The following is a 14,994-nucleotide window of genomic DNA, read 5'->3' as shown; positions in this document are numbered from 1 at the left end:
GAGTCCCGTCCATTCCGCTGAAAAATTAAACGCTTAGATTTATCTAAGCGTTTTTTGTTTTAAGATTTTTTAAGGTCAACAGGTTATAATATCTACCTATCATCCCTACAGCCTTAGATACCGGCGTCCGTTTCGCAAAGCAAAAGCCCTTTAGATGGATGTCTAAAGGGCTTTTTTATTTATATTAAGTGATACCGTATCTTTTATTGAAAGCGCTTTAAAAGTTAAAACCCATTCTTAAAAAGACACGGCGGCCATTTTGCCCCATTTGCACGGCATCAAACGGGCCGGCAGGTTCATTGTTGTACGCCCAGCCTTTTGCGCCCACAACATAACCCAAGTCCGGGTGTACGTTAAAAATGTTATCGGCACCAATAGATATGCGTGCAGCTTTATTAAGCCTGTAACCAAAGTAAAGGTCGCTTACGGCTTTTCCGCTATAAATGTACTGGTCGGGTACTTGCGCGCTGCCGTTATCAAGCGGTACCGTTGGGCTAAGCGTAGTGCCGTCGCCGTAACCTAAAAGGTCTATTTTGCCAAAGTAGGTTACGCGTACGCCTACTGTAAAACTTTTATGGCCGTACTCGGGGTTAAGGGCGAATTTTTGCGGAGGTGCCGATGCCAGGATAAACTTCTGCTCGCGGTCGCTCAAAAATGTTTGCTTTAACGCGGGAGTTTTACCCAATATGGGCGGGTAATTTATCTTATCGATATCCATACTCTGGAAGTTACCGGTAAACAATAACCTGTAGCGGTTACTGCCCGCGTTTTTGGTGTAATCGATAACCACGTCTAAACCACGGTTGGTTGTATTAACCGCATTGGCAAAAAATTGTGCCGAGCTTACATGCAGGTTATCGAGTGCGGCGGTAAATGCCGGATCGAGCGTTGCATCCGACGCGCTGAACTGGCCCGAAAGCACCACCCTGTCCTTTACCTTAATAATGTAACCATCAACCGTAAAACTTAATTCGGGGATTGGTTTAAAGGTAAAGCCAATGCCTGCGTTTTTTGCGCGCTCCTGTGTAAGGTTAGCGATGCCTGCCGCTTTTGTGATAGGGCTGTAGTTTGGTGCTATCTTCACCTCAGATACAACAGCCCCCTGCACATTAGTGAACGTGTTGCTATAGTTGATCTGTTGTAGTGATGGCGCTCTGAAACCTGTACCTAATGATCCGCGGATGTTGAAGGTGTTGGTAATTTTATAGCGCGTTGCAAACTTTGTGGTAAAGCTCGACCCAAAATCGCTGTAGTGCTCATAGCGGTTGGCAAAATCTATAAGCCATTTTTTAGTTACATCCAGCTCGAGGTCAACAAAGCCGCCAAAAACCGAACGGTTAGCATTTACCGCATCGGCAGGCTGGTAACCGGGGAACCCTTGCGAACCCGCTGCCTTTACGCCGGTAGCATCGTAATTGGTATAAGAAGCCTCTTCGCCGGCAAATATTTTATAACGTTCGTAACGATATTCGGCACCAAAGCCAAGGTTTAGGCCTGCTGCCGCTTTAGGGAAATGCTTACTAAAGTTTAAGTTAGTAGTATTTTGTAAAAACTCCGAGCCGCCATCATCAAAATGTGTTTGCTGGGGGCCTAAAGAGGCATTAAATGTTTTATCGCCAAAAAAGTGAAATTTGTTATTGCCTACGTTATTACTCAGGTCCCAATCCAGGTTTTCGCCAATGGTGCCTTTAAGGCCTGCGGCCAAAGCTAAATCGGTATTATGTGTTTGTATATGCGGGTTATAGTACGAATCGCCGCTTGGGTCCTGGAAAATAATGCCGCTAACCGGTATCAGGTCGCCACCGGCATTGGTTGGGAAACGCTCTGGCTTGCCCGAAAAGTTACGGGTAAACGCATAAGCATCTCCTACTTTATATGAATAGCCGCCAAAACTGTAAAAGGTTGTGCGGGTGCCGGCAAGGGGTATCTCGTTATTGAAAAATACAGACCCGCTTGTTGATGAAGCATCGCCATTTGCACGCCTGTATGGGTTAAAAGGCAACGCCTGCAGGTTAGCGGTGGCGGTATCTTTTGTTTGGCGAAACGTTTTACCACTCTTAGCAAAATCGCCGGTTAAATTTAAGAAACCGCCGTTACTGCCTATGGCAAAGCCATAATTAGCATCTATGGTAATGCCGTTGCCGTCTATAGCGTTGCCATGGGGGTAGTAAGCAGCTAATACGCCTTTACCGGTATTAAAAGCGGGGTCATAATAGCCGGAGTAACCTATGTTGGCGGTAAACTCTCCTGTATTTTTCTTTAGAACCAGGTTGATGACTCCCGCAATAGCATCAGACCCATATTGTGCTGATGCGCCATCGCGCAATATCTCTACCCTGTCTATTGCAGCGGTTGGTATCGAACTAAGGTCAACCCCCGAGTTACCGCGGCCGCGTGTGCCAAATACCGAAACAAAAGCGGTGCTGTGGCGGCGTTTACCGTTAACAAGCACGAGGGTTTGGTCGGGCCCAAGGCCGCGGAGGGTTCCCAGTTGCACATGGTCGGCGCCATCCGAGCCTGATTGTTTGTTATAGTTGAAAGACGGGGCCGCGTAGTTAAGTATGTCGGTTAAGTCAAGCCGCCCGGTATTACTGGATACTTTACTGATGTTCACTACATCAACCGGGACTGCCGTTTCCAGTTTTACACGCCCTGCCGAGCGTGTGCCGATAGCTACCACTTCGTTCAGTTGTGAGATCTCTGACGATAAAGAAACATCGATTTTGCTGCGACCATTAACACTTGTAGTTAGCGTTTTGTACCCGGTGTAGGTAAACACTATGCCGGCTGATGACGGTGCTTTAACAGAATAGGTGCCGTTAGCACCTGTAATGGCAACACTGCCACCGTTTGTTACAGTTACGGTTACACCAGGCATGGGCTGGTTAGTGGCTGCATCTGTTACAACGCCCGTAACATTGCCGGTTTGCGCCATTAATGCCGTGGCATTTATCAACGATAATGTGACGATTAGGAGTAGATTTTTCTTCATATCCAAAAGTTGGGGTTTAAATTTATATACACTACAAGGTAATGAATTTGCAATGATATTTACATTTGCTTAACACATTTTTAACAATTTACTAAATTTATTAAAAAAATGAATGTTAAATTGATGTTATTGGCAAAAATGCGCCGAAAATTACAGGCAAAAAATAATAAGTTTATTAGTTGGCGGGTAAAAAGGCCTTTTGCAGGGTGATATCTTACCTTTTTTTGATAGTTGCTATGCATAGTATATCTTTATGGGAATATATAAGCCACCCGATGCCCGAATTTTACGAATCTTTTGTCCACCTTGTTTTCATTGGTATAATTGCCTTGTTCCCCGTTGTTAACCCAATAGGCTCCGCCTTTATGGTTAGCCCATATTTTGAGAACCTTACAAAAGGCGAGAAGCGGAAAGCCGTTACCCAGATAACCTTTTATGCGTTTTTAATTTGCACCGTATCGTTATTTGCGGGGCAATGGATCTTAAGGCTATTTGGCATCTCGATACCGGTTGTGCAGCTGGCGGGCGGAATCATGATCTGTAAAATGGGGTGGGAGTTTCTGTCGTCCGACGAGAAAAAGACCTCGCCCGAAGACCTTGACGGGCAACCCAATGTATCGGCCTTTAGCCATATCGCTAACAAACTTTTTTATCCTATTACTTTCCCGGCAACCACGGGCGCGGGCACCATATCGGTATTGTTTACTTTAAGCGCCCAGGCCGACGCCATGGGCAGCGCCCGGTATTACATGACCACCGGCGCCATCCTGGTATCTATTGTAGTGATGTGTTCCATGATCTATTTCTTTTACCTCAACACTAAAACTATGATCAATTATTTGGGAGAGAACGGCGAAAACATCGTAAACCGCATCTCCGCCTTTTTGATCTTTTGCGTGGGCTTGCAGATAGGAATAAGTGGGTTGAAGACGATATTTAAGATATAGGGATATACTATGAAACCGGGATAGTCAATGCTGTATTGATACAGGTTATACACACGGTTCCTATTGATAAGATTAGGCGAGGGTGTTATTACGGAAGTAATTAGTTAAAGCTACATTAGTCACCCCTATCACCCCTTCGTTATCTCCCTTTGTATATTAAACAAAAACTCAAATAGGTTCATTTCTGTGGGGATCTGGAGCTTTTTGCGGAGGCGGTAACGGCTGATCTCTACCCCGCGTACAGATATGGCCATCAATTGGGCAACTTCCTTGCTGGATAGGTTCATGATGAGGTAGGCGCAAAGCTTTAGTTCCTGCTGGTTGATGCTTGGGTAGCGGTCTTTTATTACGGTTAAAAAGTTGGAGTGCACTTTGTCAAAGTGGATGGAAAATTGTTCCCACTCTTCGTTCACCTTATTCTCTTCGGCCAGCAGGCGCAATATCTTTTTTATCTCGGTAGTTTCCACCATCTCCCTGCCCGATTTTTGAATATGCTGCAACTCTTCTTTCACCTTTAGTATAAACTCCTTCTTCTGCACCAGATTTAAGGCTGTAGATGCCAGTTCGGACGTTTTAAATTCTATTTCTGACTGTAGCTTGTCGTTTTTCAGTTTCACCACTTCCTTTTCAGACCGCTCCAGCTGCAGCTGGTGCAGGTAGGCAATTTGCTTCTGCTCTTCCTCGTTCTTTTGCTGTTGAAGATGCAGTTGCTTTTGTTGTTTAGCAATGTGTTGCCTTTCCTGTATTTTATACAGATAGTAAAGGACACCCGCAAAAATCACCACATATATAAGGTAGGCCAAAATGGTATGATACCACGGCGGGTTTATAACAAAGGCATAAACCGCCACCGCCGATTCATTATTTTGATGGTTGCGGGCCTTCACCTTAAAGGTGTAATTACCTGCGGGCAGGTTGGTGTAATCCTTATCCGGCCGTTTAGACCATTCCGACCATTCCTTGTCAAAGCCATCCAGTAAATAGCTGTATTCGGCGTTAGATTGTTCCTCAAAAATTGGCGACGAGTATTCAAAATGCAGCGAGTTCCAGTTGTGGGCTAACGACGGGGTATTTTCGGCGGCCTGCTTTTTATCATCGCTAACCCCGGCAAAGTAACCGCCATAAAGCAGGCTATCGGTACCATACGTTGCTTTTACCTTACGGATATAAACATTTAAAGGCCTTATGTTTTGCTTGTACCGGGCGTAGTTGATGTGGTAAAAACCGTTCTCGCTACCTACAAATACGTTATTGGCGTTAACCGGGTAAATATTCTCAAAGCCGCTTAGTATGCGGTTATTCAACTCGGGGATGTTGATAATGGTTGGTGCCGATGTATAATCGGCCACGCCAACGCTTTTTCCCTGCACAAACCATACGTTGCCGTTGGCATCTTCCTTAAGATACCGTAAACCCCTGTCGCCAAATATTTTCTTGAATTGCGGCGATTGGATAAAACGGTCGGTAGCCGGGTTGTATTCATATATACCCTTTTCGGTGGTAATTACTATCCGCCCCTTTATTTTAAAAACAAAATTGTTTAGGGTTGAGGGCAGCCCTTGGTCCTGAGTGTAGGTTTTAACATTGCCGGTATTAGGGTCCAGTTTGTACACCCCGCGGTAGGGGTGCGATGTCCAGATCAAATTATGATCATCAACCTGCATAAAGCGGGCCGACTCATAATATTTGCCCACACTGCCTTTATCAATAAAGTTGGCGCCTTTGTTATCAAAAAGCCGTACACCATAATAATTACCTGCCGCTATCAAAGGTTCGCCTGCTTTGTTTTTGAGGGATTGGAACGTCCAGAAACCTGTCGCGTTGTAAATGGGGGCAAGCCTGTCGCCCGTTATCTCGAAAAGGCCATCATCTTTCCCCGCAAGCAGGCGGCCGTTTACTTCGGCCATGTTCCAGGTTTGCCCTTCGCCGGTCGTTTTAAAGTCGTTTTTCAGATAACTTAGGTCGCTAACTCCATTAACAGGTAACTGATATACCCCGTTTGATAGAGCGAAGTATAAATTATTTTTAAAAAGGGCAGCGCCATAGCCCCCGCCATCTTTAAATATTAATGGGTTTATATGTTTAACCGCGTTGTTGTACGCTATGTAGTCGATCCCGTTATCCAGCCCAAGCCAAACATTGTGGTTTGCATCGGTATACATACAGCGCACGTTGGTGTTTTGCAAGCCTTCTTTTTTTCCGATATTTTCGATGATATTCCCCGTTTTATCAAACTGGTAAATACCGTTGACATAAGTACCCACCAGGTAAGTACCATCATGTAGAGCTGTAGCTGCCGAAAAATGTTGATGGATATCTATGCCGGCCCCGTTCAGATTGAAGTAATTCAGTTTATTGCCACTCAGCAAAAACAAGCCATCCTTTGCGGATGTAACCAGGCTGGTGGTATCGTTAAACTTAGATATGCTGGTAATGTAGAACCCATCAGGCAGGTTAGCTTTGGCAATAAAAGGCTGCCAGCTGCCATTTGCAAAACCCAAAAGGCCTTTTTGCTCGTCGTGGGCCAGTAGCTTATCGCGGTACATTCCCAGGAACAACCATGAACGCGAATGGTAAACCGTTATTTTACCGTTGCTATATCTAAATATCTTATCATGGGTGCGAAAGAATACATCGCCCCCATATGCGGCAATATCCCAAATGTCAGAAAACGCCTGGTCGGCTTTTGGGATAAGGTTTTTTAACGATGTGAATTCAAGCAGCCCATTTTTAGCAGGGGCGAAATATCCTATCTCGTCCTGCCCGCCAACGTAAAGTTTTTTATCGGCACCAAACGCTAATGAGCGTACAATGGTTTTGTTGGGCAGCGGATATAGCTGCCAGTATGACCCATCGAACACCAGCACCCCTTCGTTATTGGCAAAATACATGCGGCCCTGCGCGTCCTGGCGTATTTTCCAGTTTTGGGTGCCCGCGTTGTACTGCCTTTTCTCGTAATTAACCGTTTTGCGCTGCCCAATGTAGGCCTGTGCCATTGCCCATTGCCCAAAAACAACAAGTACTACTAAAAGTAGTAGCTTAAAAAATAAGGGTTTATAGCGTGCAGTCAAAATTATACAGGTTTTACAATTGGTTTACTAATATCCGTGTTTTTAAATGATTTTTCAAGGTTGTGTAGTAGTGATGTAGTGCGAAATTTTGCATTGGTATCCGCTTGCTCTACATTTGATCCCTATAAACCAATTGCTGCGGCCATACAACCAATTACCGCGGTAGTAGTACAAACCAATTTTTAACCGTTTATAAAAAACACTTTAGCCAAATTATGACCGTGCATTTTTATGCCCGAAAAGAAGACCGTATGAATAAACTTTTACAACCAACCAACGTCGTCCTAAACGACCCTATTAATTTAATCTAAAAATAAACCTATGCAATTAAAACTCAAGTTTTTTATGGGGATTGCTTTGCTTTTTTGTTTTGTTAGCCAGGGCTATGCACAAACCCTGCGCCTAACAGGTAAAGTAACCCAAAAGGTAGACGGACAGGCATTGCCCGGCGCCTCAGTAACCGTTAAAGGCACAACGATGGGCGTTGTTACCGATATAAACGGCAATTACGCGTTAAACATGCCGCAAAGTGGCGGCACCATAGTGGTGTCATTTGTCGGGATGGTATCTGTCGAAAGGAAAGTAACACAAGCCGGCACAGAGAACTTCACCTTAGAGGATAACGTGAATAACGCCCTTAATGAGGTGGTAGTTGTTGGTTACGGCACCCAAAAGGTAACTAAGGTATCGGGTGCTATCTCAACCGTAAAAAGTACGGACATCCAAAGGCAAAACCCGGTACGTGCAGAAGAAGCAATACAGGGACGAGCAGCAGGTGTTACCGTGGTGCAAGGCGGTACGCCTGGCTCAACGCCAACAGTAGCTATCAGGGGCATCCCTTCTTACGCTGGGTCGGCACCATTGGTCGTTATCGACGGTGTGCAGCAATCACTTGCCGATCTTAACTCGGTAAACCCTATAGATATCGAATCTATCAGTGTGCTTAAAGATGCGTCTGCCACCGCTATTTACGGTGTTAAAGGTGGTAACGGTATCATTGTGGTAACTACTAAAACGGGTAGAAAAAACATGAAAACCGAGCTTACCGTTAACAGCAGCTATGGTGTTCAGGAAATAGCCCGTTACATTGGCGTTTTAAACGCCACAGAGTATGGCGCTATCCTAAATGAAGGCAGCGTTGCATCGGGCGGTGCTGTTATCTTCCCGGACCTGTCTACTTTAGGTGTAGGTACCAACTGGCAAAAAGAAGTGTTTAAAACCGCGCCTTTGCAACAGCATACATTAGGTGTACGTGGCGGGAGCGAAACGGTAACTTACTTTTTATCGGGTGGTTACACCAGCCAGGGTGGTATAGTTGGCGGTATTGATAAGTCGAGGTTTGATCGTGGAAACTTTACGGCCAACCTTGATTTTCAGCTTACGCCTAAACTTAAGTTTATATTGAACACTACGGGTGTAATATTAAATTCAAAAGGCATCCAGGAAAACTCTTTCAACAGTGTAATTGGCAGCGCGCTAAACTTCGACCCAACCGTATCGGTTTTAAACACAGACCCGGGCAGTGTTGGTAAATATGGCTACAGCAACCTGTTGTTATCTGAAGTTTACAACCCGTTAACCAAGCTTGACAACACTTATAATACCAGCCTTGGAAGTAAATTGTACGGTAAATTTGAAGCCCAATACGATATTTTAAAGAACCTGAAACTAAGCAGCAGGTTTGGCTACACCAAGTACGATGCCAACAGCAAGGGCTTTACCCCATTGGTGTTTTACGGGCCGCTTAATGTTGATAACAGCATGAATGCCGATGGCTCTACCGTGATAGATAAGCATAGTAGTGTAAACCACGATAAGGTAAGCAACTTTAACTACGCCTGGGAAACATTTGCCAACTACAACTTTAAAGTAGCAGAAGATCACACGTTAGAAACCGTTGTGGGCTTTTCATTGTCTAAAGAGTCTGGCAACGCGGCGGGTGTAAACAGGCAGGATGTGCCATTCAACTCATGGGAATTTGCAGATTACTCTGCAGCAACGGGTACAAATACAGCTACCAACCCAAGCGCAACAGGCGGGTACTATTACCAATACTTTAAACGCAACATGTCGTTCTTTGGCAGGTTGAACTATGATTACAAGGAGAAATACCTGGCATCGTTCACCGCGCGCCGCGATGGTTCTACCGCTTTTGGCGCCGATAACAAGTTTGCCAATTTCTTCTCAGGTTCGGTAGGCTGGGTTGCAAGTAAAGAGAGTTTCTTTAATGTACCGGCAATTAATTTCTTAAAAATAAGGGGTAGCTATGGTACTGTGGGTAACGATAATACAAATACGCAGGCAACCACTATTGTAACGGGCGGCCCTGATTACGGCCCTACTGCAAACAGTAATGGCTATAACTTTAGCAATGTGTTTTACCCGGGTTCTACCCTTGGCGCAACAGAAAATAAACAATTAGGATGGGAAAGCCAGAAACAAGCTAACGTTGGTTTCGACCTTACCATGTTTAATGGTAAATTAAACATCACTGCAGATTATTACGAAAAACGTGTAGGCGGTCTGTTGTTCCAACCGGCAACAGTTTACACGGGTGGTACCATACCTGTCCCTGCAGCCAACATCGGGTCAACTAAAAACAGCGGTTTAGATATTTCTATCGGCTACAACGAAACCATTGGCGGCTCTTTTAAACTGGGTAATACCTTTAACATAACAACGATTAAAAGCTTAGTTACTGCAACCAATACCGATGGTACCGCTAAAATATTTGGCGGCAGCTACTTCAACGGTCAGTCGCAACAGGTTACTGTTTTTGAAAAGGGCCAGGCACCGGGTTATTTCTACGGATATAAAACTAATGGCCTGTTCCAAAACGCGGCAGAAATAGCAGCAGCGCCAACACAAACAGGGGCGCAGCCGGGCGATATCCGCTTTGTGGATATAAATAACGATGGTGTTATTAATGCAGATGACCGTACAAACATTGGTAACCCGTTCCCTAATGTTATTTTAGGATGGACGTTATCTATGAGTTACAAAAACTTTGATTTTAACGCGTTCACTTATGCCTCTATAGGTAATGATATTTACCGCGCTTATGAGCGTAACGCCAACTACACCAATAAATTTCGTGGTGTGCTGGCCAGGTGGACCGGGCCGGGTACTACAAACGATGCACGTAACCCAAGGTACTCATTTACCGATGCTAACAGCAACATCCGCGCATCAGACAGGTATGTAGAGGATGGCTCATTCGTAAAGATCAAAAATATCCAGTTAGGTTATACCTTCCCGCGTTTAATGCAGGGTAAAGTGTTTAAAAGTATAAGGATCTACGCGCAGGTACGTAACGCTGCTACATTCACCAAATATTCCGGTTACGATCCTGAGATCTCTGGCGGAGTGCTTGATACCGGTGTTGACCGTGGCGCATACCCGCAGCCAAGAACGTACAGCATGGGCCTTGACATTAAATTATAATTCATTAAAAAACAATACGATGAATAAAAGATATATAAAGCTAATTGCGATGGTCCTGTTACTGACATCGTTTACAGCATGTAAAAAATGGGTGGAGAACAACCCGCACGATAGGTTTTTAGTTACCGATCTGGATTACCTGAAATCTGAAACTGATTACCGCACTATGGCTGTCAGCGTTTACTCGCCGGTGCAGTGGTTAAACCAGGCAGTGGTTGTGGGCGATATCGCATCAGACAACTCGGTAGCAGGTGGCGAAAGTGCATCAGACATTTTGTCTTTACAGCAAATAGATGATTTTACCCTAACATCGGTAAACTCAACCATACTTGATCTGTGGCAGGTGGCCTACGAAGGCGTTAACCGCTCTAATTACCTGATCCAGTATAAAGACAAAAACAAAGCCGGCGAAACCGTCAGTTTTAATGGTAAGGATGCCCTTTTTGGCGAAATTTACTTTTTACGCGCATACTACTATTTTACCTTAACAAAAATGTGGGGCGATGTGCCGTTGTTTATCGATAAACGTTTAGACAACAACGATGCAAAATCGTTAACCCGCGCACCTAAAGCAGAGGTTTACGCGCAAATAGAAAAAGACCTGATCACGGCTATAGCTGCATTACCTACTACCCAAAGCCAAAAAGGCCGTATTACTAAATATGCGGCACAGGCGTTGTTAGGCAAGGTTTATTTGTACGAGAATAAATTTACCGAAGCAGCAGCGGCGTTAGAGCCGGTTATTACCTCGGGCGCATTTAGCCTGGTTAGCGATTACGCTTCTATCTACTTAGCAGCCGGCGAAAACGGCCCCGAGTCGGTTTTCGAGGTCCAATACACCAATGGTTCGCCATACTACAACTGGGGTGGCGCAACACGTGGCCAGGGTAACTATGCAGTTCAGCAGAACGGCATCAGGGGCTTGAACGGCGTTGGTGGCATGCCATTCGCTGCCGGCTGGAGCAGTAACCTGCCAACGCAAAACCTTGCCGCGGCATATGCAGCAGGCGATCAGCGTAAAACAATAACCGCATTTAATATTGAGGACTACAAAGCAGCCCATCCAGAGTTTAACATCAGCTACCAGGTAGCACCTTACAAAAACACGGGCTTGTACAACGGTAAATACTTACCACGTAAAGGTGAAACATCGGGCCAGGTAGAGCTTAACTATCTAAACAACTTTAGGGTGTTAAGATATTCTGAAGTATTGCTAATGGCTGCCGAAGCAAATAACCGTTCAACAGCACCAAATGATACTAAAGCACAGGGTTACCTTAACCAGGTACGTAAACGTGCATTTGGTGATGATTCACACGCTGTAACTGCTACAGGTACTGCTTTAAAGCAAGCCATTTGGGATGAAAGAAGATTAGAGTTAGCTATGGATGGCGACCGCTTTTTTGACCTGGTTAGAACAGGGCAGGCGGCCACCAAGCTTACCGGTTTTGTAACCGGCAAAAACGAAGTGTTCCCTGTGCCACAAGAAGAAATTAATGTTACAGGTTTAACACAAAACCCGGGCTACTAAACCTTAAAAAATTAAGATCATGAATGCAATAAAATATTTTTTGAGCATAACCCTGATACTGGCTGTTATAACAGGCTGTAAAAAGGAAACGTTTGATGATACCTCGTTCGTAAACACGGTATCAGACCCGACGAAAATATCGGTGTTGTTTGATATTACACAAGACAATACCGGTTTGGTAACCATTACCCCTAATGGGGAAGGTGTATCTTCCTTTGATATTTACTACGGCGACGGTGCGGATACCTACGTAAAAGTAGCCGCCGGTAAAAACATCCAGCATAAATATGCCGAGGGTGTGTACAATGTTAAAATAGTTGGCCATGGTGTTTCCGGCAAAAGTGCCGAATCTACCCAACCGCTAACCGTATCGTTCAAAGCACCGGCAAATCTTAAAACAACCATTACCACAAATGGCCTGGCATTAACAGTTGGCGCAACTGCCGATTACGAAACCATGTTTCATGTGTATTATGGCGATGAAGCAACAGCTAACCCCGAGCCCTACGATTCGTTCTTACAGGAGCAAACGGCTACTCATAACTATGCAAAAGCAGGTACTTATACCGTAAGGGTTGTAGCGTTAAGCGGTGGTGTTGCAACAACCAAAGTTGAGCAAACCATTAAAATAGGTAAACAAATAGACCTTCCATTAGCGTTTGACGATGCTAACTTTGATTACACAACCAGCGATTTTGGCAACAACCAATCGGAATTGGCTACAGATCCTAAAAATAATGCCAACAAGGTATTAAAGGTTACCAAACCTGCAGGTGCCGAAGTTTGGGCAGGTACTACCTTAGGTACTGCAACAGGCTTTGCAACCAAGATCCCGGTTAGTACGCTAAATTCAAAAATGACCATGCGCATCTATTCGCCTGCTGCGGGTTTAACTATCAAGTTGAAACTTGAAGAGCACGCTAATGGTAACAACGCGGTAGAAACGGATGCTAAAACTACAGTTGCTAACGCATGGGAAACTTTGACGTTCGACTTTAATAATCAATCGGCTGGTACGCCCGGCTTAAATGCCGCGTTTAATTACGATAAGGCATCTGTGTTTTTTGATTTTGGTACAGCGGGCAGCGGTAAAGTGTTTTATATGGACGACCTGCAAATGGCTATCCAAATTGCACAAATAAACTTGCCGGTTACGTTTGATGCACCAAACACCAACTACACCGTTACCGATTTTGGTAACAATGCAACAGTTGATGCTAATGACCCAACAGATGCATCAAACAAAGTTAAAAAGACCACCAAACCTAATGGTGCCGAATTATGGGCAGGTACTACTATTGGTACCCCGCTTGGCTTCTCTGCAAAAATACCGGTAACAGCATCGTACGCTAAAATGAGCATGCGCATTTACTCGCCCGCTGCCGGCATCCATGTACGGCTAAAAATTGAGGATCATAACAATGGTAACGTTTCGGTAGAAACTGAAGCTAATACTACCGTTGCTAATGCTTGGGAAACCTTAACATTCGATTTTACCGCACCTGTTGCAGGTACACCTGCACTTAACGCGGCAAATACTTACGATAAGGCATCCGTGTTTTTCGATTTTGGTACAGCAGGTAACGGCAAGGTGTTCTATTGGGACGATGTTAAATTTGTCCCGCAACCGTCATCAATATTGGGTATCCCGCTTGATTTCCAGTCAACGACATTAAACTACGGCTTTACTGATTTTGAAGGCGGTGTAGTAACAGTAGTAAATAACCCATCGGCGACAGGCATTAACACCAGCACCAAGGTGGCAAAAATGGTTAAAAATGCTGGCGCTACTTACGGCGGCAGCTACATAACCCTTGCAGGCCCTATAGACTTCACCAAGAAAATACTTAAAATGAAAGTTTACTCGCCAAAGGCAGGCACTAAAGTATTGTTGAAGGTAGAGAACCTTACCGACGGAAATACCAGCTTCGAGAAAGAAGTGACCACCACCAAAGTAAACGAATGGGAAGAACTGACCTTCGATTACAGCACTATCAATACAGCAAAATCGTACCAAAAGATAGTATTGATATTTGATAACGGCACAGCAGGCAACGGCTCGGCCAACTACACCTGGTATTTCGATGATATCACACTTAATTAATTTATATAGCGATGAAAATTAATATAAAAGCATTATTAACCATCTGTTTTGCAGTCGTTATCGTTGTGATAGGCTGTAAAAAAGAGAAGTATTCGTTCGGTAACATAGTTACCCCAACGGAAATAAGCGTAACAACAGCCATTGACGGAGTAAATGCGACCAACCCCGATGGTGGCGGCACTGGTAAAGTAACCGTTACTACCGCCGGCAGAGGTGCCATATCTTACAAAGTTGATTATGGCGATGGCATTACCGAAATTGTGCCTGGCGGAGATAAAGTACACAAATACTCTGCCCCGGGTACTTTCGATTATACCATTACCGTTAGTGCCATTGGCACGGGTGGTGTAACGTCTACAGTAAGCAAAAAAATAAGGGTGTATGTATCGTTTGAGATCCCTGCTGCCATTACGCAAAACCTAACTAATGGTACATCTCGTACATGGGTTATAGATCGTTTAACGCCAGGCCACGTTGGTGTTGGCCCGGCAGATGGTTATACCCCAAGCTACTACGCGGCAGAGCCTAACCAGCGCGCAGAATGTTTATATGACGATGAAATAACCTTTACTAAAGATGGTACAGGGATCAATATGGTTATAAACAACAAAGGCCAGTCGTTCTTTATTGCAGGCGCTACTGTGTTTTACGGTAAAGCTGGCGGCGATAATTGCTATGACTTTGACGCGACAGGTACAAAAAAACTTGCCTTTATGGATGCTACATCAGGTTCAACATCGGCAAACTCTACACGCATACAATTCGTAGTTCCTGATAAGGGCTTAATTGCATTTGGTACAGGTGGTTACACTTATGAAATAATGGAGCTTACCCAAACAAGCATTACCTTGCGTAATATTGGTATTGACGGCCTTGCATGGTATCAGAAATTTAAAGTTAAATAG

7 protein-coding genes are annotated in these 14,994 nt (G+C 44.6%); 5 read left to right on the top strand and 2 right to left on the bottom strand.

Features of this window, described 5'->3' with window-relative positions; translation table 11 throughout:
• Nucleotides 1-217: 217 nt before the first annotated feature.
• The gene (locus tag ACVW0P_RS15505) at nt 218-2,992 is read right to left on the bottom strand and encodes a TonB-dependent receptor (protein WP_457132896.1); all 2,775 of its coding nucleotides are present in this window, start codon (nt 2,990-2,992) and stop codon (nt 218-220) included.
• Between the two features lie 275 nt (nt 2,993-3,267).
• Here ACVW0P_RS15505 and ACVW0P_RS15500 point away from each other — a divergent pair, with 275 nt between their 5' ends.
• The gene (locus ACVW0P_RS15500; protein WP_457132895.1) at nt 3,268-3,939 is read left to right on the top strand and encodes a MarC family protein; all 672 of its coding nucleotides are present in this window, start codon (nt 3,268-3,270) and stop codon (nt 3,937-3,939) included.
• Nucleotides 3,940-4,067: 128 nt separating this feature from the next.
• Here ACVW0P_RS15500 and ACVW0P_RS15495 read toward each other — a convergent pair whose 3' ends face one another.
• Entirely contained in the window at nt 4,068-7,010 is a 2,943-nt protein-coding gene (locus tag ACVW0P_RS15495) for a ligand-binding sensor domain-containing protein (RefSeq protein WP_457132894.1), read from the bottom strand.
• A gap of 321 nt (nt 7,011-7,331) precedes the next feature.
• Here ACVW0P_RS15495 and ACVW0P_RS15490 point away from each other — a divergent pair, with 321 nt between their 5' ends.
• The 4 genes from ACVW0P_RS15490 to ACVW0P_RS15475 are packed head-to-tail and all read left to right on the top strand — an operon-like array spanning nt 7,332 to nt 14,994.
• Entirely contained in the window at nt 7,332-10,454 is a 3,123-nt protein-coding gene (locus ACVW0P_RS15490; RefSeq protein WP_457132893.1) for a SusC/RagA family TonB-linked outer membrane protein, read from the top strand.
• Between the two features lie 19 nt (nt 10,455-10,473).
• Nucleotides 10,474-11,985 carry a RagB/SusD family nutrient uptake outer membrane protein gene (locus ACVW0P_RS15485; RefSeq protein ID WP_457132892.1) on the top strand — a complete coding sequence of 504 codons (1,512 nt, stop codon included), beginning with the start codon at nt 10,474-10,476 and terminating at the stop codon, nt 11,983-11,985.
• 19 nt (nt 11,986-12,004) lie between these two features.
• On the top strand, nt 12,005-14,089 hold the full coding sequence (locus ACVW0P_RS15480) for a hypothetical protein (protein ID WP_457132891.1): 2,085 nt from the start codon (nt 12,005-12,007) through the stop codon (nt 14,087-14,089).
• Nucleotides 14,090-14,100: 11 nt separating this feature from the next.
• The gene (locus ACVW0P_RS15475; protein ID WP_457132890.1) at nt 14,101-14,994 is read left to right on the top strand and encodes a PKD domain-containing protein; all 894 of its coding nucleotides are present in this window, start codon (nt 14,101-14,103) and stop codon (nt 14,992-14,994) included.

This window comes from Mucilaginibacter sp. UYNi724 (assembly GCF_054057495.1).
This window is presented reverse-complemented; position numbering and strand designations above follow the sequence as displayed.

Coding starts and splice junctions, on each gene's coding strand:
- ACVW0P_RS15500 (WP_457132895.1), top strand. CDS start 3,268: ATGCCCGAATTTTACGAATCTTTTGTCCACCTTGTTTTCATTGGTATA.
- ACVW0P_RS15475 (WP_457132890.1), top strand. CDS start 14,101: ATGAAAATTAATATAAAAGCATTATTAACCATCTGTTTTGCAGTCGTT.
- ACVW0P_RS15490 (WP_457132893.1), top strand. CDS start 7,332: ATGCAATTAAAACTCAAGTTTTTTATGGGGATTGCTTTGCTTTTTTGT.
- ACVW0P_RS15505 (WP_457132896.1), bottom strand. CDS start 2,992: ATGAAGAAAAATCTACTCCTAATCGTCACATTATCGTTGATAAATGCC.
- ACVW0P_RS15485 (WP_457132892.1), top strand. CDS start 10,474: ATGAATAAAAGATATATAAAGCTAATTGCGATGGTCCTGTTACTGACA.
- ACVW0P_RS15480 (WP_457132891.1), top strand. CDS start 12,005: ATGAATGCAATAAAATATTTTTTGAGCATAACCCTGATACTGGCTGTT.